The sequence below is a fragment of the Pseudomonas sp. SJZ079 genome (genome assembly GCF_007993865.1).
In the GTDB taxonomy this organism is placed as follows: domain Bacteria; phylum Pseudomonadota; class Gammaproteobacteria; order Pseudomonadales; family Pseudomonadaceae; genus Aquipseudomonas.
The window spans coordinates 12,479-35,418 of record NZ_VIUH01000032.1 but is presented as its reverse complement, the minus strand read 5'-3'; the positions used below and the strand labels follow the sequence as shown (position 1 = coordinate 35,418).

The following is a 22,940-nucleotide window of genomic DNA, read 5'->3' as shown; positions in this document are numbered from 1 at the left end:
ATTTCAGGGGGCGATGCCTGCCTGGTGCTGCGGCCGATTAATGCTCACGGCGGTGTCTGCTGGAATGGTTTTTGGCCGTGCGCCTGCTGGCGCCTGGGCGATGGCTTTCGCGGTCGAGACCGCTCCCACGGGGATGGGCGCGCAGCGCTTTTTGTAGGAGCGGCCTCGGCCGCGAAGCGTTGTGGGGCAGTTTGCGAGAACGGCCTGCTAGCCGGCGCGGCGCAGGGCGGCGTGTTGCGGGTTGAAGGTGACTACCGCGAGCACCGCGAACAGCCCGGTCAGGCCCAGGCAGACCAGCAGGGCGCTGAGGCTCAGGCGCTGATACAGGGCGAAGCGCACCAGCTCCACCGCATGGCTGAACGGGTTGAGCGCACACAGCCAGTACAGCCACTCGCTGGCCTCGCGCATCTTCCACAGCGGGTAGAGCGCCGAGGACAGGAAGAACAGCGGGAAGATGACGAAATTCATCACCCCGGCGAAGTTCTCCAGCTGGCGGATGCCGTTGGACAGCAGCAGCCCCAGGGCGCTGAGCAGCAGCGCCACCAGCAGCAACGCCGGCAGGGCGGCGAGCAGACCCCAGGCCGGTGGCTGCACGCCATAGAGCCAGGCGATGGCGAGGAAGGCGTAGACCTGTAGCAGCGAGATCAGGGCGATGGCCAGCAGCTTGCTGGCCAACAGAAAAGCCCGTGGCAGCGGGCTGGTGAGCAGTACGCGCATGCTGCCCATCTCTCGGTCGTAGACCATCGACAGCGAGCCCTGCATGCCGTTGAACAGCAGGATCATGCAGGCCAGCCCCGGCACTATGTAGGTCTCGTAGGTGATGTAGGTGTCGTAGGGGGCGATGATGGCGATGCCCAGGGCGGCGCGAAAGCCGGCGGCGAACACCAGTAACCACAGCAGCGGGCGTACCAGGGCGCTGAAGAAACGGCTGCGTTGCAGGACGAAGCGCAGCCATTCGCGCTGCACGATGCCGGCGAGGCAATGCCAGTAAATGTTCATGGCCTGTTCTCCTGGCTTGCTGAGAGGAAGAGCTTCGCGGTCAAGACCGTTCCTACAAGGGCGGCGCTCCGGTGTCTTTGCGTGGGAGGGGCCTTGGCCGCGATGCGCTTGTCCTGGGGCAGGGCATTCGCGGTCAAGACCGCTCCTACAGGTTTTGCGTGGGGGCGGGGTTCTGGGGCATGGGCCGCGATTGCGCTGTTCATGCCAGCTCCTCTGCACCGGTCAGACGGGCGAAGGTGGCGGCCAGGCTGACGTCGTCGGCCCCGATGCACTGGGCCGGGCCCTGGGCGACCAGGCGGCCACGGTTGAGGATCAGCAGCTCGTCACTGGTCTGCACTTCGTCGAGCAAATGCGTGGTCCACAGCACTGCCAGACCCTGGTCGCGGCACAGCTGGCGCACATGGCGGTTGAGTGCCAGGCGGCTGGCCGGGTCTAGGCCGGCGCTGGCTTCATCGAGCAGCAGCAGGCGCGGACGATGGAGCAGGGCGCGGGCGATTTCCACCCGGCGGCGGTGACCGCCATTGAGCGCGCGCACCTTCTCATGCCGGCGTTCGGTCAGCTGCTGGCGCGCCAGTTCCTCGTCGATGCGCGCCTTGGCCTGCGCCTTGGCCAGGCCATGCAGGGCGGCGTGGTAACGCAGGTTCTGCTCGACGCTCAGGTCCAGGTCCAGGGTGCTCTGCTGGAACACTACGCCGAGCTGGCGCAAGGCCTGGCGCGGCTGTTGGCCCAGGCTGTTGCCCATCACCCGGATATCGCCCTGTTGCAGGTCGTAGAGGCGGGTGAGCAGGGCGATCAGGGTCGACTTGCCGGCGCCGTTGGGTCCCAGCAGTGCGGTGAAGCTGCCCGGCTCGACGCGGAAGCTCAGGTCCTGCAAGGCCTGGCGTGCGCCGTAGGCGAAGGCCAGGTTGCTGACCTCGAGGGCATTCATGGGGTCACCACCACGCCCCAGGGGTAGCGGCCGACCTTGATCGACTTGCTGACCTTGAGGCTGTCGACATCGATCACCGACACGTCGCCGCTGACCCCGTTGGTGGTCAGCAGGCGTTTCTGGTCCGGGGTGAACGCCATGTGCCAGACGCGTCGGCCGACCAGCAGGTAGTCGAGAATTTCATAAGTCCTGGCATCGAGCACCGCCACGTGGTTGGCCGGGCCGAGGGCGACGAAGGCCAGCTTGCCGTCGGCACTGAGGCGCACGCCGACCGGCTGCACCTTGTCCGGGTGCACGCCCTTGATCTGGAAGCTGAGGGTCTTGAGTACCTGGCGGCTGGCGACGTCGATCACCGTGACCGTGCCGCCGATCTCCGCCGAGGCCCACAGGCGTTTGCCGTCGGGGTCGAACTCGACGAAGCGCGGGCGCTGGTCGACCAGGGTGTTGTCCACCAGTTGCTGGGTGCTGGTATCGATCCAGTGCAGCATGTTGGTGGTTTCGCTGGTATTGACCGCCCACTTGCCGTCCGGGCTGACCGCCATGCCCTCGGGCTCGACGCCGACGTCGATTTGCGCCAGCACCTCATCGGTCTGCGTATCGACCACAGTGGCCAGGGCGTCGTCCTCGTTGGAGATGTACAGCCAGCGGTCGTTGGGGTGCAAGGCGAACTGCTCGGGGTCGGCGCCGGAGGGCAGCTCCTTGACGATCTTGCGGCTGGCCAGGTCCATCACCTGCACCCGGTCCGAGTCGCTGGCGCAGATGTACAGCAGCTTGTGGTCGCTCGACAGCAGCAGGCCGCGCGGACGCATGCCCACCGCCAGGGTGTCGGTGACTCGTAGGCTGTCCAGGTCGATCACGCTGATGCTGTCGTCCTTCTCGTTGGACACATAGGCGGTGGCGGCCTGGCTGGCGGTGCTGGCCAGGGTCAGGCCGATACCGAGGGCGAGCAGGGCGATGCGCATGGGCGTGTTCCTCTCGTTATGGCTCATGGGGTGGTGGTCATCTGGCAGCTGACCTCGGGCGCGTCGTAACCGAGGCTGTCCAGCTCGCTGTTGGGATGCAGGAAGCCTTCCTGCGGCGAGGTGCTGACCAGGGCGCGCGGCTGCACCAGGGGAATCGGCTGGCGCAACTGGCCGTTCCAGCTACGGAAGCTCAGCTTGCGGCCCTTGAAGCCGTCCAGCGGTAACTGGTCGCTCAGGGCCAGCTGGCGGATCGCCGCGGCGTCAGCCTGGCGCAGCTTGGTCACTGCGCTGGCGATGCTGCGCACGGCGATCCAGGCGGCGAAGTCGCGGTCGTTCATCCAGCGCTGGGCATGGGCCTCGAAGCGCTTCTGTAGCTGGGCAGCACCGAAGGTTTCCACGGTCTTGTGCCAGCCGGTTGGGGTCAGGCCCTGGGTGCCGGCCACCGGGCGCGGGTACCAGGTCTGGTAGGGCAGGTACTCGCCGAAGTCGCCGCGCTCGTCGGCCACCAGCACCACGTCGTATTCGGCGGTCTGGGTGAACAGTGGCATCTCCGCCTGGGCGCTGCGGCGCTGGTCGTTGTCGAAGCTCCAGGCCTTCTCCGCGACTATCTGCAGGCCGAAGCGCTTGGCCGCGCGGCGCAAGGCGGCGGCGTAGGCCTGGTCGTCCGCGGTGGCGCCGCTGATCAGCAGCCAGCGGGTCCATTTGCGCACGGCGAGGAACTGCGCCAGGGCGTCGGCGAGCATGGCCCGACTCGGCAGGCTGTGCAGCACGTTGGCCAGGCACTGGCTGTGGCGCAGGCTGTCGTCGGCGCTGCCGGCGTTGAACAGCAGGCTGTCGTCCAGGCGTGCGCTGAGCTGCTTGAGGGTCGCCGCCGGGGCGTTGACTACGAACAGGCGCACGCCCTGGGCGTGCAGCGCCTCGGCCGCTTCGACCAGGCTGGCGCCGTCGTCACGCTCGACGACCTCAAGGCTGTAGGCGTGCTTGAGGAAGCGCCCGGTGCTGTTGCTGTCGACGATCGCCAGTTCGGCGCCGCGGCGGCCGGCGTCCTCGGGCTCGGGGATGACGTTGGACAGCAGCGGTCCGCTGGGCGGGGTGTAGGCCAGGTAGCCGATGCGCACCTGCAGTTCGGCTGCCGGGCTGTCGGCCAGGCTGGCCGAGGCCACGCCGAACAGGGCGAACAGGCAGGGCAGGAGGTAGACACTGAGCAGGCGCATGGGCAACTCCCGGGTAGGTGTTGCCAGCATAGGAACTGTGGCCGGGCGGGGAAATATGCAGAAAGTACCAGTCCGCTCGTCCCAAGGTAGTAAATCCGCGGAGACTTGGGCGCTCTAGCATGACGCGCTCAGACAACAACAAGAATCGGTGAACGCCATGCATATCCTCAAAGCGCTGTTGCTGCCCTTGATGCTGATCCTCAGCCTGATCGGCGTCGATAACCTGCATGCCGAAGGCGACCTGACCCGTCGTACCACCGCCCTGGCGGACCTGCGCCTGGGCAACGAGGACAGTGACTACGCCATGTCGCAGCACGAATACCAGCTGGAAACCGGCAAGGCCTATCAGCTCAAGATCATCGCCAGCGGACAGAAGGAGTACGCGCTGCAGGCGCCGGAATTCGCCACCGCCATCTACCTGCGCAAGGTCGAGGCCGGCGGCGTGGAGATCAAGGCGGTGACCCTCACCGAACTGGAGTTCGAGGACGCCGGCGAGGCGGAGATTTTCTTCGTGCCGATCAAGCCCGGCACGTTCCGCTTCTACGCCAAGGGCCTGGAACACAAGGGCATGCTCGGCCATTTTGTGGTCAGGTGAGAGGGCTGAGTTGTGTTGCGTGGCCTTGTCAGCCGGCCAGGTCAGACTTCGGGCTGACAACCACGTCCTGTGGGAGCGGTCTTGACCGCGAAATCTCTACAAGCAACCAAGCCTGATGGCCAACTCTGCCTCTACACCCAAACCGCATCCCAAAGCGAGTAGTCGCCGATTCGCTCGACTAAACCCGCGCGCAACGGATTTGCCACTATGTAGCGTGCGGCTAGTTGCAGATTCTCATCCTTGCGCAGCGCTCGGTCGTGATAACCAGTCTGCCAAACCTGACCTGCTTGCCCCAGGTGACGATTGATCAGCCGAGCACTGTTACTTTTGATGCGCCGCATCAATTCATCCAAAGAGCGCTCCTGCAACTCCACAAGCCAATGCAAATGGTCCGGCATCACCACCCAGGCCAGGGATATGGCCCAGCCCTGCTCATGGGCGGTGCGCAACTCGGCAACCACCAGGCGTCCCAGGGTTAATTCGCTGAATAACGGTTGGCGCTGGTACAGGGTGCTGGTCAGCAGGTAGGTCCGGCCAGTCTCGGAAATGCGGCCGGAACGCAGACGGTGCGAGTGGGACGGGGCTGAATTGGGCATTCCTTTGCCTCCAGATTATTTGGATTGCAGTGGGGTATAGCAGGTCAACAACTTCGCGGCCAAGGCCGCTCCCACAAGAGCTCGGTGCAGGTGACGTTGCTCGTGCAATCTCCGGTGCCAAGCCTGCTGCGCGGCGGCTTTGGGTGGGAGTGGTCTTGACCGCGAGGGAGGCGAAGAGCACAGAGGGCAGCGCTCCCACCGCCACAAGCCCTACTACCAATGAACTAGTTGCGAGCCACCAAAGCAGCATTCGGTGCTTGCCGCAGGCTTCTTAAGATGACCGTAACCAAGCTCCCTATCAGCTTGTCTTGCGTGCTTTTGATGAGGTCTGGAACATGAAAACTACAAAGAAAACCGCTTTCGCCCTGTTACTGCTCGCCGCATCCGGCACCCTCTGGGCGCATGGCAATGTGGTTCCGCAAGCCGTGGAAACCCAGGGCCTGGAGCCCCTGGGCGCGGAGTGGCTGGAAGAGAACCCCTACCGTGACAACCCCAAGGCGATCGAGATCGGCGCCTCGGCCTACAACCAGAACTGCGCGGCGTGCCATGGTCTGGAGGCCAAGTCCGGCGGCATCGCCCCCGACCTGCGTTTGCTGGAGCCCGGCGCCATGGGCGATGAGTGGTTCAAGGAACGGGTAATCAACGGCGCGGTGCGTGATGGCCGGGTATACATGCCGAAGATGGCCGACTACCTCAGCCAGGAAGCGCTGTGGGCCGTGCGCAGCTACCTGGAAAGCGTGGCCATCGAGGAGTAACGGCCATGCGCCCGAGCGTCCTGCGGTTGCGTCAGCGTGTGAACCCGTGGTTGAGCGCAGTGTTGCTGCTGGTGCTGGGCCTGCTGGCGTTGCCGAGCCTGGCCAATGCCCAGGCGCCGGTACGCGACTACGACACCATCGTCGAGTCCGGCGTGCTGCGGGTGGCGGTGTACCAGGACTTCCCGCCCTACAGCTTTCAGCAGCACGGCCAGCCTCGTGGCGTCGATGTCGAACTGGCCCAGGCGTTGGCCGCGGGCCTGGGGCTCACACTCGAACTGATCTGGGCGCCGCCCGGCGAGAAGCTCGACGACGATCTGCGTGACTACGTCTGGCGCGGACACTACCTGCGTCCGCATGAACTGGCCGACGTCATGTTGCGGGTACCCTACGACCGCGACTTCGCCTACATGAGCAACGAGTTCGGCGAGCTGGCCAACGACCTGGTGGTGATGTTCGGGCCCTACCAGCGCGAGCGCTGGCAGCTGGCCTACGACCGTCGACGACTAAAGGCGGTGCCCAGCGTGGCGGTGTTCCAGCAGCACCCGATTGGCGTCGAGGTCGACAGTGTGCCGTCCTTCTATTTGTCCTCGGTGTTCGACGGCATGCTCAGCCGCCAGACCCATCACTTTGCCAATCCGCAGGCGGCTTTCGCCGGCATGCAGGCCGGTGAAGTGGATGCGGTGATGGCCCTGCGCGGCGAGGTCGACTGGCAGTTGCACGAGGCGGCCGACAGCCAGCTGGTCCTGGCGCAGAACGCCTACCCGAAGATGGGCAAGCAGGTGTGGGACATCGGCATGGCGGTGCATCAGAGCAACCGACAACTGGCCTACGCCCTGGAGGAAAAGCTCGAAGAGCTGATCCTCGCGGGCAAGCTGAAGGCGCTCTACGGCCAGTACGGCCTGCAGTACGAGCTGCCGGGGCTGTACCAGGACGTCGAGTAGCACCGGGCGCAGCAGTTTCGCTGTGCGGGCGGGGATGACAGGAGGTGGGAGATGGAGCTGGATTGGCGCTCGATGCTGCTGTTGGCGATCTTCGCCCTGGCCTGGGAGGCCCGAGGCGCAGAGGGCGATCCCGTCACGTCGGTGATGTGGGACTACCACCACCAGCGCTTGCTGAACGGTGAGCCCTTTGTCTTCGACGAGCGGGTCAAGCTGCTCGCGCCACCGTTCGCCGAAGACGCCCGGCAGGTGCCGATCCAGGTCGATGCCAGCGCCTTCGACGGCGAGGTGCTGCGGATTCTCGCCTGGGCCGAACTCAATCCGATTGCACGCATCTTCGATTTCCAGCCGGGTGAGCAGGTGCTGCCGCGCCTGGCCATCCGCATTCGCATCGAACAGGCCACCCCGATCCGTGCGGCGGTGCTGACCCGCGACGGCCTCTGGCATGTCGGTTCGACGCAGATCGAGGCGGCAGGTGGGGGCTGCACCGCACCCAGCGTGGTGCGCGCCCAGCCCGGTTGGGAGGAACACCTGGGCGAGGTGCTGGGCCAGCGCGTCGAACTGGCCGACGCCAGTCGCCTGCGCCTGCAAATCGCCCACCCGATGGACAACGGCCTGGTCGGTGGCATCCCCGAATTCTTCCTCAATCAGGCCGAGTTGCGCGACGCCAGCGGCCAGGTGCTGGCGCGACTGGAGCTGTTTCCCGCGGTCAGTGAAAACCCGACCCTGAGCCTGGAAGTGCAAGGCCAGGGCGAGACCGAACTGTGGCTGCGCGACAACAACGGCAACGAGTTCAAGGCCGCGTTGTAAGTATGGGGGCCGCTCCTACACAGAGCAGGCATGGACGACATCTCGCAGCGATGAACTTGTCCATCCATGGGTTTAACAGCCGGCATCACCACAAGGACACAACCATGATCAAGGTCAGCGTGCTCTACCCCAACAATCCAGGTGTACGTTTCGACATCGATTACTACGGCCAGCAGCACCTGGGCATCGTTCGCCAATGCCTGGGGTCGGCCTGCAAGGGCATTGCCGTGGAGCAGGGACTGGCCAGCGCCGAGCCGAATAGCCGGGCCCCCTTTGTCGCCATGGGCCATCTGTACTTCGACAGCCTGGGGAGCTTCCAGTGGAGCTTCGGCCCGCATGCCGAGCGGATCATGGGCGATCTGCCGAACTTCACCGACAGTCAGCCGCTGCTGCAGATCAGCGAAGTCCTGCTGGCGCCCTGACTGGGGGCGTTTCGGGGCGCTGCGCCCCTTTGCCTGATAGGGTCTGGGAGGTGCCTATGCGCTGGATGTTGTTAGTGGTCGTGCTGCTCGGTTCGCTGGGCGTGCGGGCCGAGTTCGACTATGCCCTGCAGCCCCGGCAGATCGCCGATGGCGTGTGGTTGGTGGAGGGCAGTACCGACAATTTTGCCCAGGCCAACGGCGGCAATATCGTCAACAGCGGGTTCATCGTCGGCGATGCGGGGGTGCTGGTGATCGACAGTGGCCCGTCGAAACGCTACGGCGAAGCCTTGCGCCGGGCCATCGCCAGGGTCACCGACAAGCCGGTGAGCAAGCTGCTGCTGACCCACCATCATCCCGATCACGCCCTGGGCAACCAGGCCTTCGCCGATGTACCGATCGCCGCTCTGGCCGCTACCACTGAGTTACTGCGCGAACAGGGCGATTCCATGGCGGAGAACATGTACCGACTGGTCGGCGACTGGATGCGTGGTACCGAGGTGGTGTTGCCGAGCGAAACCCTCGCCCCTGGCGTGCTGCAAGTGGGCGAGCGGCGGCTGCGGCTGCTGGCGTTGAGCGGCCATACCGGCGCCGACCTGGCGATTCTCGACGAGCGCAGCGGCGTGTTGTTCGCCGGCGACCTGCTGTTCTACCAGCGCGCCCTGACCACGCCCGGTACGCCCGGACTGCAGACCTGGCTGGGCGACCTTGCGCAACTGCAAGCCTTGCCCTGGACGCAGATCGTCCCCGGCCACGGCCCGCTGGCGACCACCGATGCGCCCTTCGCGCAGATGCGCGACTACCTCGGCTGGCTGGATCAGTTGCTGCGCGCCGGCGCCGAGCGCGGCGCGGAGATGAACGAGCTGATCCGTGCGCCGATCCCCGCGCGCTTCGCCGGCGTCAGCCTGTCGCGCTACGAGCTGATCCGCAGCGTCAGCCACCTGTATCCGCGCTACGAGCAGGCGCGCATGGTGCGCGTGGACAAGTGAGCGGCGGCGCTCTGCGCCGCGCGGTGATCGTGTGTCCAGGACCAGCGCTGCCGGTCATTCGAACGCCAAGATCAGGTTGGCGTGCGGTTTGATGAAACCTGCCGAGCGCACTGGGTCGTTGCTTGCCCTCTGCGGTTGATGGGCCTGTGCGTGGCTGGTTTGCCGAGCAGGGTTTCTCAGGTTTTTTACGGTCCGGCAAGCCCTTCTGGATGATGCGGGGGACCGGCCTGCCACCGAGGTCGAGTCGGCGCTCGGGGCAGTTGGCCGCATGGGTTCGGCTTGCTTGCGATGATGGGTATCGCGTGGTTCAACGCCGGCCGGCTGCCTGTGGCGGCGGACGGCGTTGCTGGCTGTCATTGCGCCGCGGCAGTACGCGCCTCACTGCAGCGTCAGCTCCTCGTCGCGCTCCTGCTGCCAGTCGTCGAGGCTGGGCGCGGCCTGGTCGCCGGCCATGCGATGGATGATCTCGAAGTAGTGCTGCTTGTACGGGTCGCTCATCACCTCGTCGCGCGGACGTACGCGAACGGCATAGATGCTCTGCACGTTCTGGTGATCGAAGGCGCGCCACTGCTGTTGATCCTTGAGCAGGCGGTAGCTGTGGTCTTCCAGCGCCCGGATCAATTGTTCGCTGTCCAGGCTATTGCTGCGCCGCACGGCGTCGGCCCACTGCATGACGATCGAGTAGGCCGAGGCGCTGGTGCTGCCGGGGTATTCCCGGTACGCGTCGATATAGCGCTCGACGTATTGCAGGCCGGTGGGATTGTTGTCCTGTTTCGGCAGGTCCCAGGTCCAGGCTTCGGTGCCGATAACCCCTTGCATGACCAGTGGACCGGCTTGCTGCACCACGCTCTTGGTCAGGTTGGGCACGATGATCTGCATGCGTTGTTTTAGCCCCATGCTGTGCACCATGCGCATGCTGCGCTGGAGGTTTTCACCCAGCAGCACCAGTACCAGCACGTCGGCATCGCTGGCGGCCGCTTTGTCCAGAGCGGCGCGGTATTGCTCGCGACCGACCAGGCCGCGGGGCAGGACGCTGCGGCCGTGGCGGGCGCGGTCGGTGCTGCTGGTGGCCAGACGCAGGGCGCTTTCCATGCTGCGGCCCCAGGCGTCGTCGATCAGGATGTAGTGGTAGTGCTGGCGCGGCAGATGGATGGACAAGTATTCGCCGAGCACCCGGGCACTCATCCAGGCGCTGTTGGATTCGCGAAACAGGTAGCGTTGGCCGGCCTCGCCGGTGACCTCGTTGGCGTAGCTGAGCGTGGCGAAATACAGCAGGCCGAGTTCGCGGGCGCGCTGCCCGGCGGCGATGGCCTCCTCGCTGGTGGCGCCGCCGAAGACCATGCGTGCGCCCTGCTTGGCGAACAGCTCGACGTTGTTGCGGGCTTTTTCGGCACGCGAGGCGGTGTTCTTGCTGAGCAGTTCCAGCGGTTGGCCGAGCACGCCGCCGGTGCGGTTGATTGCCTCGACGGCGAGCAGGGCACCGCGCCGCAGTTCCAGACCTTCAGCCTTGTAGTTGCCGGTGCGCGGGTAGTTGAGGCCGATTTTGATCGGTTGCGCCTGCAGGGTGTTGCCCAGGCAGGCGAGCAGCAGGCAGCAGAAAACGATGACACGACCCATGGGGCTTTCTCCTTAGCGTGAGGGTGTCACTTTCTAAACGCTGCGGGGGCTACTGGGTATGCTCTTTTCAGGTGGTCGGAGTGCCACTTAAGTCGCTTGCGCGGGGCTGTTTTTCTCTGGCTGCGTCTTCACTGTGAGCGGCCGAAGACCACCGCAGTGCTGCGCGGGCGGGGCCTCTGCCACTGGTGCAGTGCAACCGTGGGCAATGCAGTATTGCTACCAAGGGAGTACTAAATTCGGCACTGCGGCCAATTGTTGTGCTGCGCCATGCGGCGAAGAATCTGCGCTAGATCGGGAAAAGCTCCCGGCGATAACAATTAACCCGCAGAGGTAGCCGCAATGAAACACTCCGGTTTTCGTAAGCCCTTCGTTCTCAGTGCACTGTGTGCCGCGATGCTCTTGCCTGGAGTCTCGGCTTGGGCCGTGACCGACCAGGAGATCCTCGACGACGTGAAAACCACGGACCAGATCGTCACCAACGGTATGGGTCTGCAAGGGCAGCGTTACAGCCCGCTGAGTATCCTCACTACCGACAACGTCAAGGATCTGCGCCCGGTCTGGACCCTGTCCTTCGGTGGCGAGAAGCAGCGCGGCCAGCAGGCCCAGCCACTGATCAAGGATGGCGTGATGTACGTCACCGCGTCCTATTCGCGGGTGTTCGCGGTGGATGCGCGCACCGGCAAGGAGCTTTGGCAGTACGACGCACGCCTGCCCGATGACATCCGCCCGTGCTGTGACGTGATCAACCGTGGCGTGGCGCTGTACGGCGACCTGGTGATCTTCGGCACCCTGGACGCCAAGCTGGTCGCGTTGAACAAGGACACCGGCAAGGTGGTGTGGCGCAAGAACGTCGCCGACCACAAGGCGGGTTACTCGATCACCGCGGCGCCGCTGGTGGTCAACGGCAAGCTGATCACCGGGGTGTCCGGTGGCGAGTTCGGCGTGGTCGGCAAGATCGAGGCCTACGACCCGAAGAACGGCGAGCTGCTGTGGACCCGTCCGACTGTCGAAGGCCACATGGGCTACGTCTACAAGGACGGCAAGAAGATCGAGAACGGCATCTCCGGCGGCGAAGCCGGCAAGACCTGGCCGGGCGACTTGTGGAAGACCGGCGGCGCGGCGCCCTGGCTGGGCGGCTACTACGATCCGGAAACCAACCTGCTGCTGTTCGGCACCGGCAACCCGGCGCCGTGGAACTCGCACCTGCGCCCCGGCGACAACCTCTACTCGTCCTCGCGCCTGGCGCTCAATCCGGACGACGGCAGCATCACCTGGCACTTCCAGACCACCCCGCACGACGGTTGGGACTTCGACGGGGTGAACGAACTGGTCTCCTTCAACTACCAGGAAGGCGGCAAGACCATCAAGGCCGCGGCCACCGCCGACCGCAACGGCTTCTTCTATGTGCTCGACCGCACCAACGGCAAGTTCATCCGTGGCTTCCCCTTCGTCGACAAGATCACCTGGGCCAAGGGCCTGGACAAGAATGGCCGACCGATCTACGACGACAGCAACCGTCCGGGCGCACCGAGTGGCGCCGACAAGGGCAAGAGCGTGTTCTCCGCACCGGCCTTCCTCGGGGCGAAGAACTGGATGCCGATGGCCTACAGCCAGGACACCGGGTTGTTCTACGTGCCGTCCAACGAGTGGGGCATGGACATCTGGAACGAGGACATCGCCTACAAGAAGGGCGCGGCCTACCTGGGTTCCGGCTTCACCATCAAGCCGCTGAACGAGGACTACATCGGCGTGTTGCGCGCCATCGACCCGAAAACCGGCAAGGAAGTCTGGCGCCAGAAGAACTATGCACCGCTCTGGGGTGGGGTGATGACCACCAAGGGCAACCTGGTGTTCACCGGCAACCCGGAAGGTTTCCTGCAGGCCTTCAATGCCAAGACCGGCGACAAGGTCTGGGAGTTCCAGACCGGTTCCGGCGTGCTCGGCTCGCCTGTGACCTGGGAAATGGATGGCGAGCAGTACGTCTCGGTGTTGTCCGGCTGGGGTGGCGCGGTGCCGCTGTGGGGTGGCGAAGTGGCCAAGCGGGTGAAGAACTTCAACCAGGGCGGCATGCTCTGGACCTTCAAGCTGCCGAAGGATCTGGTGGCCAAGCACTGATCGCTACTGTCTGACCCTGTGTGAATCGATGGCCGGTCCTTGACCGGCCATCGTCGTTTCAGCCGGCCTTTGCCGATGCGGCGCGCCAGGTTGGCTGCCGATCCCGAGCGCCCACACAGATTGCCATCAGCAGCTAGGCTGAAGGGTCCGTTGGCAGCCACCGCTAGCCCGCACACGTCCCGTACAGCTCATGAACGCCTCTACTACCAAATGATGAGGTGATTGCTGCCATGGGCGCATACCGGCCGGCGCGGCGACTTCCTAATATCGAACCATGACCTGTTCCACGTCCACGGGCAGGCTCCGACAAACAAGAGAGGGCACCACCATGATTTACGCTAAACCCGGAACTCCAGGCGCAGTTATCAACCTCAAGCCGCGCTACGGCAACTTCATCGGTGGCGAGTTTGTCGCGCCGCTCAAGGGGCAGTACTTCAGCAACACCAGCCCGGTCGATGCCTCGCTGATCGGTGAGTTTCCTCGCTCCGGCAGCGAAGATATCGAGTTGGCCCTGGATGCCGCCCATGCCGCCGCCGATGCCTGGGGCAAGACCTCGGTGCAGAACCGTTCCTTGGTGCTGCTGAAAATTGCCGACCGCATCGAGGCCAACCTCGAGCTGCTGGCCGTGGCCGAAACCTGGGACAACGGCAAGGCCGTGCGTGAGACCCTCAACGCCGACGTGCCGCTGGCCGCCGATCACTTCCGTTACTACGCCGGTTGCATCCGTGCCCAGGAAGGCAGCGCCGCCGAGATCGACGAACACACCGCCGCCTATCACTTCCACGAACCGCTGGGCGTGGTCGGGCAGATCATCCCGTGGAACTTCCCGCTGCTGATGGCCGCCTGGAAACTGGCTCCTGCCCTGGCCGCCGGCAACTGCGTGATCTTGAAGCCAGCTGAACAGACGCCGCTGTCGATTAGTGTGCTGATGGAGCTGATTGGTGATTTGCTGCCGCCGGGCGTGCTCAACGTGGTCCAGGGCTTTGGTCGCGAAGCCGGTGAAGCCCTGGCCACCAGCAAGCGCATCGCCAAGATCGCCTTCACCGGCTCCACCCCGGTGGGTTCGCACATTCTCAAGTGCGCCGCCGAGAACATCATTCCGAGCACCGTCGAGCTGGGCGGCAAGTCGCCGAACATCTTCTTCGAGGACATCATGCAGGCCGAGCCGGAGTTCATTGAGAAGGCCGCCGAAGGCCTGGTGCTGGCGTTCTTCAACCAGGGTGAGGTGTGCACCTGCCCATCGCGGGCACTGGTGCAGGAGTCGATCTACCCGGCGTTCATGGCCGAGGTGATGAAGAAGATCAAACAGATCAAGCGCGGCGACCCGCTGGACACCGAGACCATGGTCGGTGCTCAGGCGTCCGAACAGCAGTACGACAAGATCCTGAGCTACCTGGAAATCGCCCAGCAGGAAGGCGCCGAGCTGCTCACCGGCGGCGCCGCGGAGCGCCTGGAAGGCGACCTGGCCGGTGGTTACTACATCCAGCCGACCCTGCTCAAGGGCAACAACAAGATGCGCGTGTTCCAGGAGGAAATCTTCGGCCCGGTGGTCGGCGTGACCACCTTCAAGGATGAAGCCGAAGCCCTGGCGATTGCCAACGACACCGAGTTCGGCCTCGGCGCCGGCCTGTGGACCCGCGACATCAACCGCGCCTACCGCATGGGCCGGGCGATCAAGGCCGGTCGCGTGTGGACCAACTGCTACCACCTGTACCCGGCGCACGCCGCGTTCGGTGGTTACAAGAAGTCCGGCGTCGGTCGCGAGACCCACAAGATGATGCTCGACCACTATCAGCAGACCAAGAACCTGTTGATCAGCTACGACACCAACCCGCTGGGCTTTTTCTGATTGCAGGCTATGCCCCCAACGCACGCGCTCCCGTGCGTTGGGCGTTTTTCTGCGATTCGCCTGTGTGCGAGGTTTACCTGCGGTCCAGGTAGCTACGGCTGAAGGTTAAATCCCTATCGCAACGCGACTTCGGTCGCGTTTTTTATGGCGTGTCCGCTGACCTGTGCCCCTTTGAGGGCCTGAGCCATTGCGAGCGAGCCGCTCAGGGTGCGCTGTCCTATGCTCGAAGTCGTGAGGCGGGGCGCTCACTAAGCGGCGTGAAGTTCCCCTAGCGGCCAGCCGGCCTGTTGTTGGTGCACCGCTATCCAGGCACTTGATCTGCTGGTCCGAAAGATCCTGGCCAGTAAAGGTGTGGGTGTCGGGGGCTTTGCCGGAATCGGCATTTGGTAGAAAACGCCTTCGCTCGGCTGAAGCGTGGCTTTTTGCTAACAGAATTCAATCGCCGCGGTATTCGCATCCGCTGGTACAGGTCTCGTGGATGCGGATGCGAGAAAGTTCAGGCAGAAGAGGTTTGAGCTGCTGCCAGATCCACTTTGCGATGATTTCGCTGGTAGGGTTTTCCAGGCCAGGAATCTCGTTCAAGTAGTTATGGTCTAGTTGTTCATAAAGCGGCATGAAGATCGCTTTTATTTCAGAAAAATCACGAATCCAGCCGGTGTAGGGGTCAACCTCACCCTCTATGTAGATGGCTACGCGAAACGAATGGCCATGCAACCGCCCACATTTATGCCCTTCGGGCACATGAGGGAGTCGGTGTGCGGCCTCGAACATAAACTCTTTGAACAGTTCCAAGGCATTTCTCTCTGAAGTTACGTTGCTGCAAACAGCACTTTGATGAGAGGGGATCTTACCAGTTCGAGTTACGCTTTACCCATCGTGACGAGATGCGTGGTCTCGCTGATTCACTCGGGCTTCGGCGCGGCACGTGTCACGCCTGAGCAGAACGTCTCTTCATTTGTTCTTGGCATTGCCCTGATTCCGCTCATGTCGATAAACGCTGACGGCCTGATAAACCGCCTTCCTCAAGCGATTTATTCCTCCGATGGGGCGGTGAGCGGGCAGCGAATGCCAGGGGTTGAACGAGAGGTTGTCGCAGAATAGATTTTGCTCAGTGCTATCAAAGTCTTGAGCGGGTAGCTGGATGGTGGCCACCGTTTCAAAAGGAGAGAGGGTCTGGTCCCATTCCACGCTGGGGTCTTCTATCGGCATGTAGTGGGCTGGGTCTTGCCGTTGAATTTGTAGAGCAAAGCAGGCGGGTGCACGATCGAGCGAGAGTTGTCGGTGTAGCGCACTGCGCAGGAAATTCGGAAGGTCCTGATTGCCAGCCGGCAATTCATACGTCGGGCAGTTCTCTGGCGCAGGAATGACTCGATACTTGATGTTGTACGGACCCAGTTTGAAGGGGGCGATGGAGTTGTAGCTGGTCGCAACCGGGCTTTCGGGCGCCGGCGCCAAGGTTTTCAGGGCAATAATCAGATGGCGGATTTCCCAGTTGCGTGGGTCCCAGCCTGGGAAGAAGGCCAGTATTTGCTTGCCATCAGCCTGTGCGGCAAAGTTGCTTTTGTATTCGGCGACGTCGCGCACGAAGAACGCGGGGTGGTTGAACATGACGAAGTCTTGTTCAGTTGCGTGCTGGGCATCCGCGGTGAGCTTTTCACCCGGCACATCGAGAAGCTTGAGGGCCATGCCGCGGGCATCACGAATACGGTCGAACTGCGGGTAGGCGTTGCCATTGGACAAACGCATCCAGGCTTGCCAGGTTTTCCCTGGTTGGCTAAGCACGCCATGCCGAAGGCTATTGTCGAGGTCAGGTAATACGGTTACCTGCGCTCTGACGCAGCCATGTGCTTTGGCATGGGCGTCACGCAGGACTCGGGTGTTATCGCGGTGTTGCTCGACGATGCGGATAGCGTCCTCAATGATGCCTTGTGTGAGTGCCGCTTCACCTGGAGGGATTTGTTCTTCAGTGGCGACCGGTCCCGAGAACTTCCAGCTGTAGTAGGCGGTACCCGCGCCCCAGCTGCCAAGGCCTACTGCCAACAGAAGTAGCAGAAGTTTGCCGAGTAAACGGCCGAGCCAGAGCCAGAGTCGTTTGAGCATTGAGCAAGTCCTTGTTGATTATTGTTATAACTGAGTTTTCCTTGGTTCCTGCGCTTAAGCCTGCTACTGCATTGGGCTCGCTTAACCTTGGCACTTGGGGCCTGGATTCCAGGGCTTCGCCTTGATTGGTTTGAGCTGTTTTTCGAGTTCCAGATTGCCCAACATCTTGAGGTACTCGACCAGCGCCCAGCGTTCTTCAGGTTGCAGCGCGCGTCCGATCACGCCCTCATCGCGGCAGCCTGCCCTGAACTCATGACCGCGGTTGCTGTTGCCGGTAATAGTGGTATCGAACAAAAAACCGCCGGGGAACTGTTCAGTGTTGAAGCCGATTTGTTTGGGGTTGAACTCGAAATTTCCGGTCCAGAATTGAGCCTGTCGTTCTGCAACGGGTGACAGAAGTTGAAATAGCGTGGGTACCGAGCCGTTATGCAGAAACGGTGGGGTTGCCCAGATACCGTGCAACGGCCGAGCTTTGTAGCCGCGCTTTTCTTGCACACCGATAGGCAAGCCGTAGCCATCCATACGCCAGCGTTCGCGGGGCTGGATGCCGGTGTCCTGATAGGCGCGGTTTTCCACGTAGGCTGTCACATAGGCCAAGCCTTTCGCGCTGGAAATACTGCGTGGATCAACTTCATCGACTGTCGAACCGAAGAGCCGGACATCCAGTTTGCTTAACTCGGCGTCAGTCCAGCCCAGCTTGCTGATATCGAAGCGATGGTCGGCGATATTGTCCGCGGTAGTGGGATCCGTACCAACGATACGGGTCGGTACAATGCGCATGCGCCACTCGGGGTCGCGCGCCGGTGCCAGCCGTTCATTTCTGGGTTTGGGGTCTGGGGCGTGGCAATAGGCGCAGTTCTCGTTGAACAGGGCACGCCCCTGACTTGCAAGTTGCAGGTCAATGGGACCGAAGATCTGTTCTGGCCAGTAGGGCGGCTTTAACTCTTTGAGGGTTTCCTCGAGGGTGTACAAATCACGTAGACGCACGCTGGAAGCATAGCGCTCGGCTTCTGCTACCGGCTGGCCGTTCGGCTGCATGAGACGTAGCGTCGCGCCAACACCTAGAGCTTCGCCGACATTACGCGCCATGGGTTGCATGGCAGAGCCGTTCCACTGGACCCAGTCGAACTTCCAGATATCCCAGACCTGGGGGTAACTCACGGGGGCGTTGGCCTTGCGGTAGTTACTGGGGTCTATGGCGTCACCGAACACGCTGTTAGCGATGCGCCCAAAGGCATCGGTCCTGCCGAAGCCTTCTTCTGTCGGATAGAGGCCACGGTCCCAGTCGTTATAGGCTGTGCCTAACAGGCGATCGAGGACGACTTTAAAGTCATGGCGCAGTCGATCGCGTCCCTCGGGGTAGTTCTCGGCAAGTACTTCTTTGGCGAAGCGCCTGAACTTCAAGGGGTTGTAGTAGGTGAACGCCATGCTCATGCCAAGTGATTGGCCAAAGCTGCCGCCTCTTAGGGTTGGCACGGTCGAGGCGAGCGAATGCAGGGCAGACCCGCCGTCGATCCGAACGACCTGGCCTTTGTAGCGCAACTCACCGGTGTGGCAAGCCGCGCAGCTGATATCCAAATAGTGAATACCTGTCTCTTTGTCTTCATGCCGAGCAAAACCCACCGGCAGATTCGCCGGGTTGAGCGCCGAGGGTTGCTGCAGAGGGTCAATCAGAAAACCGAAGCGGGCCAAGTAGTCCGGGGTGGCAAATTTGCTTGTGCTTAAAGGTAACTCGAGGGCGCTGAACCAGTCATAGCGCAAACCTTTAACTTGGGTCCCTTGCGGTGTGTAGTAAAAGGTCTGCCGCGCCTCATCACTCCATTGGTCAAGGTAGTGAAGTCTCTCGGGTTTCTGGTAGTTAGGCAGGTTGGGATAGGCAATAAAGTACAGGCCGATGGCAATCCCGGTAGTCAGTATCGCCAAGGCCCCATACAGGACGCGACGGAGCGTATACATCAGACACTTCCTTGTAGCGCTTTTATTTGCCTGACTTTATGCCAAGCGAAAAGGTTAATGGCAAGCTGCCATTGGACCGATTCTGGAAAATCCAACGTCGGTACCCTTCGTATATGGCCACTGCTCATCGCCTGGGCAGTCGCGCTGAGCGGTACACCATGGGCTGCGGATGGGTTGTCACTGGAGACATTTGTGCGTTGGAACTCATGGCTTATAGCTTTGCTAACGAATAGTCTTTGATAGGCGCCATAGGCGTTCTGATGTCATGGCTTTCTATCGAAATTCAGGAGTGAGCAATGCATCCCTTTGAGGCCGAAAAACCACCGCAGTTAGCCATTTTGCTTGGCTACGCCGGGGTGGTTCCCTTTGTCAGTGGCGCGTTGGGTATCTGGGTGATTCCGCTTGGTTGGCGACCCTTTGTGTTAGCGGCGTTGTTGGATTATGCGGCCGTGATACTGGCTTTTATGGGAGCCATTCACTGGGGGTTGGCGATGCGGGCGGAGGAGACCGATGAGCGTGCGCAGGTGCAGTTGGGCTTGTCGGTGATACCACCCTTGCTCGGGTGGCTGGCGATTGCCAGCGGTATGCCTGTGGGACTGACCTTGCCGATACTTTTGTTGGCGTTCGTGGCGCTGTATTTTGCCGATCTGCGGGCCGTCAAATTGAGTCTGGCACCGCGCTGGTATCCCAGCTTGCGTACGCCACTCACCATCATCGTCACGCTGTGCTTGTTGTTGGCCTGGGCCAGCGTGTTAGTTGAGTGATGCTAGCCAGTCGCTAACGCAGCCAAGTACCTGCGTACGGCGAGCCGACCAGTCGCCCTGAATTCTCTGCAGCGGCTGTTTATGCTGCTGTAACCAGTGCTCACAGCTCTGGTAGAACGCCAGGCGCTGACCGAGCTCTGGCTGACAGCGCTGACCATCGTCGACCCAGGGGACAGCAACGGGGTCGAGCAGTAAGTGCAGGTGGTAATCGCGCTTGAGCAGTTCTTCCTCTATCCAGGGTGGACAGTCGCCGAACAATTCGCGGCTCCAGAGCAGGTTGCTCAGCAAGTGAGTGTCGAGAATCAGTAGGGTTGGGCGCGCGGCGCGCGCGGCATCTTCCCAGGCGAGCTGGCCGCGGGCGATTGCTGGGATATCGGCGTAACAGGTGTCGCGCTGTTCGCTGTCGATAAAGTGGCGGACATATTCGCCAACGATCTGCCCGCCAAAGACAGACTGAATCTCCTTGGCCAGTGAGCTCTTGCCGCTGGATTCCGGGCCGGTGAGTACCAATACTTTCATTAAGCGGTCGGAGCCAAATCCCGGCGCCAGGTCAGCCACCCGCTAATTGCCAACAGGGTGAAGAGGGCATATAGGCCGGCGGTCAGATACAGCGCCTGTTGCAGGAAAAGTGCCACGAAGAGCAGGTCCAGGGTTATCCACAGTGGCCAGCATTCGACACGTTTTTGCGCCATCCATACTTGCGCGACCAGGCTGAAAGCACTGAGCGCGGCATCCAGCCACGGGGCGGCAGCATCTGTGTAGCTGGCCATCAAATAGCCCAGGCCAAGGGCTCCTAGGGTGCCGATCAGCAGACTGACCAGCAAGCCCCGGATGCTAAGGCTGCTCACCTGAAGTCCCTGATGCTGTTGGCCGCCTTGCGTCCACTGCCACCAGCCATAGAGTTGCAAGGCTGCGTAGACGAATTGCAACAGCATGTTCGAATAGAGTTTGCCTTCAAAGAAGATCCAGCCGTAGAGCGACACCATGATCAGGCCGATCGGCCAGCACCAGCGATTTTGCTGCACAGTTAACCAAACCGCCCAGACACCGAGAGCGGAAGCGAATAGTTCTAAGAAAGACATGGTTTTTCCACAAATACGAATTCAGGCTGGGCGGGTAATGAAGGGCGCCGATTGTAGCGGCTGCGGTTGAGGCGGTCGCGCTTCCGGTAAGGAAAAACGTCTCTGCAGCTCAAGTGCGATGGCGATTTGGGGATATATATAAGGCTCAAACTCTAAGGCTAGAGGGCATATCTTCAGTGCAGGGTGATGCCGGCCCTAACAAGCCAGGCTATCGGCCTGGCGATAGAGCGCTAGCAGTTTGCGGGTGATGGTTTGCTGAATGTCGTCGCGCTCGAAGGAAGAGAGACGGGTGAGGCGGTTGACCTGCAGCCGATGCAGGTGGATGTAAGGCATGTGCTGGTCGAACTCGCGCAAATCCCCCTTCATCATGATCGGCAGGAATACGTCGCCGACCTTTTTTTGATTACTGATGATTTGCGCCAGCGCCTGCTTGAACGGCATGGTTTTCGGTGTCGGTCCGCCTTCCTTGATTTCAGTGGTCAGCAGCAAGCCGGGTTTGCCCAGTACAACACCAGGCAGTACACAGAGTCCGGTCTTACGTACGGCCAGCGCCTCGATACCGTGCAGGGTGTCGTGGAAGGCGTAAGGGTTGGGTAACACGACCATCTTGCGGCCGAGGTCGCTGGGAAAGTGCAGATTGTAGTTGGTGTAGAGCTGACGCACCGATTCGGAATAGACGCATAGACGGTTCTCGAACAGGGTAATGAAGCGCTCGGCCAGCTCGCGTCTAGCCATGCTGTCCATATCCCAGATCAAGTCCTGGTTTTGTGGCCGGCTGAGGTCGACTTCCTGATGTTCCATGTTGCTCATTCATTTCCCCACACACGAAACTGCCCACGCAGTCTATTCAGCTGTTCAGCTTGTGCCGAAACGTTGGATGATTGCAGCTGAGTGTTACACGCTAAGTGCCATGCTCTAGGTCACTTAAACAGCATGGACGACAGTATGGTTGATATCCATAAGCGCATGCGATTGTTATAGCGTGGCGCCGAGATGAATTGATCAGGTTGTGGGTGTTGCGGCTGATCTTGCTGCGGACTCGATAGCACGGGTGTCGGGTACTGAGCGGTCAGATCGAGGGATCACCAACTGAGTAGCAAACACCGTAGGCCATTTGTGCGCGGTGCATCGACTCAGCCAGTTCGGCTGCATTCTCAATATGTTGACACCTTGGTGTCATGCTATTTAGGTGTTCTTGAGCCGCTACCCGTGGAGTAATAGGGCCTGTTTATCTGGTAGCATCTCGGCGCTTCGGCCGAGTCCGAAGCGCCTGCTTATTGCGGCGCTGTAGAAACCTCGCCTCGTGTTTTGAGTTCGTGCTACGCGCGTTTTTAATTGACATTTTTTGCGCGTAACTCGTACCGCGCGCTCTAGGAGTTTGGATGGACCTTTGGACTGCCGCACAGGCATTGATCTTGGGCATTGTCGAGGGCATAACCGAGTTCTTGCCGATTTCCAGCACTGGCCACCAAATCATAGTCGCGGATCTCATCGACTTTGCCGGTGAGCGAGCGATAGCCTTCAATATCATCATTCAGTTGGGGGCTATTCTCGCGGTGGTCTGGCAATACCGGCGCAAGATTCTCGACGTAATGATTGGGCTACCGAAAGAGTCTCAGGCTCAGCGATTCACCGGCAATCTGTTGATCGCCTTTTTCCCTGCGGTGATTCTCGGGGTGACCTTTGCCGACCTGATCCACAAATACCTGTTCAATCCCATCACTGTCGCGGCGGCACTGGTAGTGGGTGGGGTGATCATGTTGTGGGCCGAAAAGCGCGCTCATCTGGTGAGTGCCGAAACTGTCGACGATATGAGCTGGAAGCAGGCACTGAAGATCGGTTTCGCCCAGTGTCTGGCGATGATTCCTGGAACGTCGCGCTCCGGCGCGACGATAATCGGCGGGCTGCTGTTCGGCCTGTCGCGCAAGGCCGCTACAGAGTTTTCCTTCTTTCTGGCTATGCCGACCATGGTCGGCGCGGCGGTGTATTCGGGCTACAAATACCGCGAGTTGTTTCAGCCGGCAGATCTGCCGGTGTTTGCGCTTGGCTTTGTCGTCTCATTCATCTTCGCCATGCTCGCCGTACGCGCGCTGCTCAAATTTATCGGTAACCACAGCTATGCGGTGTTTGCCTGGTATCGCATCGGTTTTGGCCTGTTGATTCTGCTGACCTGGCAGTTGCAGCTGATCGACTGGAGCACGGCCCAAGGCTGAACACTGACGGCTGTATTCGTAAGACTGATTAAAGGCGCG

General features: G+C 61.7%; 22 protein-coding genes. 10 read left to right on the top strand and 12 right to left on the bottom strand.

All coding sequences use genetic code 11. The annotated features are described in order from the left end of the window. Positions 1-207 precede the first annotated feature (207 nt). The 4 genes from FBY03_RS20715 to FBY03_RS20700 form a co-directional block, all read right to left on the bottom strand. The gene (locus FBY03_RS20715; RefSeq protein ID WP_147174241.1) at positions 208-999 is read right to left on the bottom strand and encodes an ABC transporter permease; all 792 of its coding nucleotides are present in this window, start codon (positions 997-999) and stop codon (positions 208-210) included. Between the two features lie 199 nt (positions 1,000-1,198). Next, positions 1,199-1,927: an ABC transporter ATP-binding protein gene (locus tag FBY03_RS20710; protein WP_147174240.1), complete on the bottom strand. Its 729-nt coding sequence runs from the start codon at positions 1,925-1,927 to the stop codon at positions 1,199-1,201. Then, complete coding sequence (locus FBY03_RS20705; RefSeq protein ID WP_147174239.1) at positions 1,924-2,889, bottom strand: YVTN family beta-propeller repeat protein; 966 nt, start codon at positions 2,887-2,889, stop codon at positions 1,924-1,926. Before FBY03_RS20705 ends, FBY03_RS20710 begins: the two co-directional genes overlap by 4 nt. 23 nt (positions 2,890-2,912) lie before the next feature. Next, positions 2,913-4,103, bottom strand: coding sequence for an ABC transporter substrate-binding protein (locus FBY03_RS20700; RefSeq protein ID WP_147174238.1), 1,191 nt, complete (start codon positions 4,101-4,103; stop codon positions 2,913-2,915). A 157-nt stretch (positions 4,104-4,260) separates the two neighbouring features. Here FBY03_RS20700 and FBY03_RS20695 point away from each other — a divergent pair, with 157 nt between their 5' ends. Continuing rightward, on the top strand, positions 4,261-4,698 hold the full coding sequence (locus FBY03_RS20695) for a copper-binding protein (RefSeq protein WP_147174237.1): 438 nt from the start codon (positions 4,261-4,263) through the stop codon (positions 4,696-4,698). 131 nt (positions 4,699-4,829) lie between these two features. On the opposite strand, the gene FBY03_RS20690 is transcribed toward FBY03_RS20695, so the two are convergent. After that, entirely contained in the window at positions 4,830-5,294 is a 465-nt protein-coding gene (locus FBY03_RS20690) for a transposase (protein WP_147174236.1), read from the bottom strand. Positions 5,295-5,629: 335 nt separating this feature from the next. Between FBY03_RS20690 and pedF the strand changes: the two genes are divergently transcribed. The 5 genes from pedF to FBY03_RS20665 all read left to right on the top strand — a co-directional run bounded on the left by pedF (position 5,630) and on the right by FBY03_RS20665 (position 9,205). Continuing rightward, a complete protein-coding gene (gene pedF / locus FBY03_RS20685; RefSeq protein ID WP_147174235.1) occupies positions 5,630-6,049 on the top strand; it encodes a cytochrome c-550 PedF in 420 nt (139 codons plus the stop codon). A gap of 5 nt (positions 6,050-6,054) precedes the next feature. Next, positions 6,055-6,990: an ABC transporter substrate-binding protein gene (locus FBY03_RS20680; protein ID WP_147174234.1), complete on the top strand. Its 936-nt coding sequence runs from the start codon at positions 6,055-6,057 to the stop codon at positions 6,988-6,990. Between the two features lie 72 nt (positions 6,991-7,062). Beyond that, complete coding sequence (locus FBY03_RS20675) at positions 7,063-7,797, top strand: quinoprotein dehydrogenase-associated SoxYZ-like carrier (protein WP_371920803.1); 735 nt, start codon at positions 7,063-7,065, stop codon at positions 7,795-7,797. 104 nt (positions 7,798-7,901) lie between these two features. Beyond that, positions 7,902-8,219, top strand: a complete 318-nt coding sequence (locus FBY03_RS20670; protein WP_147174233.1) for an EthD family reductase — start codon at positions 7,902-7,904, stop codon at positions 8,217-8,219. 56 nt (positions 8,220-8,275) lie between these two features. After that, entirely contained in the window at positions 8,276-9,205 is a 930-nt protein-coding gene (locus FBY03_RS20665) for a quinoprotein relay system zinc metallohydrolase 1 (RefSeq protein ID WP_147174232.1), read from the top strand. A gap of 378 nt (positions 9,206-9,583) precedes the next feature. Here the strand turns inward: FBY03_RS20665 and FBY03_RS20660 are convergent, their stop codons facing one another. After that, positions 9,584-10,822, bottom strand: coding sequence for an ABC transporter substrate-binding protein (locus FBY03_RS20660; RefSeq protein WP_147174231.1), 1,239 nt, complete (start codon positions 10,820-10,822; stop codon positions 9,584-9,586). 339 nt (positions 10,823-11,161) lie between these two features. Here FBY03_RS20660 and FBY03_RS20655 point away from each other — a divergent pair, with 339 nt between their 5' ends. Together FBY03_RS20655 and FBY03_RS20650 are read left to right on the top strand one after the other, a co-directional pair. After that, a complete protein-coding gene (locus FBY03_RS20655; RefSeq protein WP_147174230.1) occupies positions 11,162-12,937 on the top strand; it encodes a methanol/ethanol family PQQ-dependent dehydrogenase in 1,776 nt (591 codons plus the stop codon). A 328-nt stretch (positions 12,938-13,265) separates the two neighbouring features. After that, positions 13,266-14,786 (top strand): aldehyde dehydrogenase family protein, encoded by a 1,521-nt coding sequence (locus tag FBY03_RS20650; RefSeq protein ID WP_147174229.1) that lies wholly within the window; start codon positions 13,266-13,268, stop codon positions 14,784-14,786. Positions 14,787-15,221: 435 nt separating this feature from the next. Here FBY03_RS20650 and queD read toward each other — a convergent pair whose 3' ends face one another. From queD to FBY03_RS20635, 3 genes are all read right to left on the bottom strand, one after another. Beyond that, positions 15,222-15,578, bottom strand: coding sequence for a 6-carboxytetrahydropterin synthase QueD (queD, locus tag FBY03_RS20645; RefSeq protein ID WP_147174228.1), 357 nt, complete (start codon positions 15,576-15,578; stop codon positions 15,222-15,224). A gap of 159 nt (positions 15,579-15,737) precedes the next feature. Then, positions 15,738-16,886, bottom strand: coding sequence for a catalase family protein (locus tag FBY03_RS20640; protein WP_147174227.1), 1,149 nt, complete (start codon positions 16,884-16,886; stop codon positions 15,738-15,740). An 81-nt stretch (positions 16,887-16,967) separates the two neighbouring features. Further along, entirely contained in the window at positions 16,968-18,842 is a 1,875-nt protein-coding gene (locus FBY03_RS20635) for a di-heme-cytochrome C peroxidase (protein ID WP_147174226.1), read from the bottom strand. 296 nt (positions 18,843-19,138) lie between these two features. Between FBY03_RS20635 and FBY03_RS20630 the strand changes: the two genes are divergently transcribed. Then, positions 19,139-19,606, top strand: a complete 468-nt coding sequence (locus tag FBY03_RS20630) for a DUF3429 domain-containing protein (protein WP_147174225.1) — start codon at positions 19,139-19,141, stop codon at positions 19,604-19,606. Here the strand turns inward: FBY03_RS20630 and FBY03_RS20625 are convergent. The 3 genes from FBY03_RS20625 to FBY03_RS20615 form a co-directional block, all read right to left on the bottom strand. Next, complete coding sequence (locus FBY03_RS20625; protein ID WP_147174224.1) at positions 19,595-20,125, bottom strand: AAA family ATPase; 531 nt, start codon at positions 20,123-20,125, stop codon at positions 19,595-19,597. The genes FBY03_RS20630 and FBY03_RS20625 overlap by 12 nt on opposite strands. Continuing rightward, positions 20,125-20,688, bottom strand: a complete 564-nt coding sequence (pnuC, locus tag FBY03_RS20620; protein WP_147174223.1) for a nicotinamide riboside transporter PnuC — start codon at positions 20,686-20,688, stop codon at positions 20,125-20,127. Before pnuC ends, FBY03_RS20625 begins: the two co-directional genes overlap by 1 nt. A 195-nt stretch (positions 20,689-20,883) precedes the next feature. Further along, on the bottom strand, positions 20,884-21,498 hold the full coding sequence (locus tag FBY03_RS20615; RefSeq protein WP_147174222.1) for a hypothetical protein: 615 nt from the start codon (positions 21,496-21,498) through the stop codon (positions 20,884-20,886). Between the two features lie 572 nt (positions 21,499-22,070). On the opposite strand from FBY03_RS20615, the gene FBY03_RS20610 reads away from it, so the two are divergent. Next, positions 22,071-22,901 carry an undecaprenyl-diphosphate phosphatase gene (locus FBY03_RS20610; protein ID WP_147174221.1) on the top strand — a complete coding sequence of 277 codons (831 nt, stop codon included), beginning with the start codon at positions 22,071-22,073 and terminating at the stop codon, positions 22,899-22,901. Positions 22,902-22,940: the final 39 nt, after the last annotated feature.

Excerpts from the sequence above, each read along its gene's own strand:
- FBY03_RS20715 (WP_147174241.1), bottom strand. The coding sequence starts at position 999 with ATGAACATTTACTGGCATTGCCTCGCCGGCATCGTGCAGCGCGAATGG.
- FBY03_RS20710 (WP_147174240.1), bottom strand. The coding sequence starts at position 1,927 with ATGAATGCCCTCGAGGTCAGCAACCTGGCCTTCGCCTACGGCGCACGC.
- FBY03_RS20705 (WP_147174239.1), bottom strand. The coding sequence starts at position 2,889 with ATGCGCATCGCCCTGCTCGCCCTCGGTATCGGCCTGACCCTGGCCAGC.
- FBY03_RS20700 (WP_147174238.1), bottom strand. The coding sequence starts at position 4,103 with ATGCGCCTGCTCAGTGTCTACCTCCTGCCCTGCCTGTTCGCCCTGTTC.
- FBY03_RS20695 (WP_147174237.1), top strand. The coding sequence starts at position 4,261 with ATGCATATCCTCAAAGCGCTGTTGCTGCCCTTGATGCTGATCCTCAGC.
- FBY03_RS20690 (WP_147174236.1), bottom strand. The coding sequence starts at position 5,294 with ATGCCCAATTCAGCCCCGTCCCACTCGCACCGTCTGCGTTCCGGCCGC.
- pedF (WP_147174235.1), top strand. The coding sequence starts at position 5,630 with ATGAAAACTACAAAGAAAACCGCTTTCGCCCTGTTACTGCTCGCCGCA.
- FBY03_RS20680 (WP_147174234.1), top strand. The coding sequence starts at position 6,055 with ATGCGCCCGAGCGTCCTGCGGTTGCGTCAGCGTGTGAACCCGTGGTTG.
- FBY03_RS20675 (WP_371920803.1), top strand. The coding sequence starts at position 7,063 with ATGCTGCTGTTGGCGATCTTCGCCCTGGCCTGGGAGGCCCGAGGCGCA.
- FBY03_RS20670 (WP_147174233.1), top strand. The coding sequence starts at position 7,902 with ATGATCAAGGTCAGCGTGCTCTACCCCAACAATCCAGGTGTACGTTTC.
- FBY03_RS20665 (WP_147174232.1), top strand. The coding sequence starts at position 8,276 with ATGCGCTGGATGTTGTTAGTGGTCGTGCTGCTCGGTTCGCTGGGCGTG.
- FBY03_RS20660 (WP_147174231.1), bottom strand. The coding sequence starts at position 10,822 with ATGGGTCGTGTCATCGTTTTCTGCTGCCTGCTGCTCGCCTGCCTGGGC.
- FBY03_RS20655 (WP_147174230.1), top strand. The coding sequence starts at position 11,162 with ATGAAACACTCCGGTTTTCGTAAGCCCTTCGTTCTCAGTGCACTGTGT.
- FBY03_RS20650 (WP_147174229.1), top strand. The coding sequence starts at position 13,266 with ATGATTTACGCTAAACCCGGAACTCCAGGCGCAGTTATCAACCTCAAG.
- FBY03_RS20640 (WP_147174227.1), bottom strand. The coding sequence starts at position 16,886 with ATGCTCAAACGACTCTGGCTCTGGCTCGGCCGTTTACTCGGCAAACTT.
- FBY03_RS20635 (WP_147174226.1), bottom strand. The coding sequence starts at position 18,842 with ATGTATACGCTCCGTCGCGTCCTGTATGGGGCCTTGGCGATACTGACT.
- FBY03_RS20630 (WP_147174225.1), top strand. The coding sequence starts at position 19,139 with ATGCATCCCTTTGAGGCCGAAAAACCACCGCAGTTAGCCATTTTGCTT.
- FBY03_RS20625 (WP_147174224.1), bottom strand. The coding sequence starts at position 20,125 with ATGAAAGTATTGGTACTCACCGGCCCGGAATCCAGCGGCAAGAGCTCA.
- pnuC (WP_147174223.1), bottom strand. The coding sequence starts at position 20,688 with ATGTCTTTCTTAGAACTATTCGCTTCCGCTCTCGGTGTCTGGGCGGTT.
- FBY03_RS20615 (WP_147174222.1), bottom strand. The coding sequence starts at position 21,498 with ATGAGCAACATGGAACATCAGGAAGTCGACCTCAGCCGGCCACAAAAC.
- FBY03_RS20610 (WP_147174221.1), top strand. The coding sequence starts at position 22,071 with ATGGACCTTTGGACTGCCGCACAGGCATTGATCTTGGGCATTGTCGAG.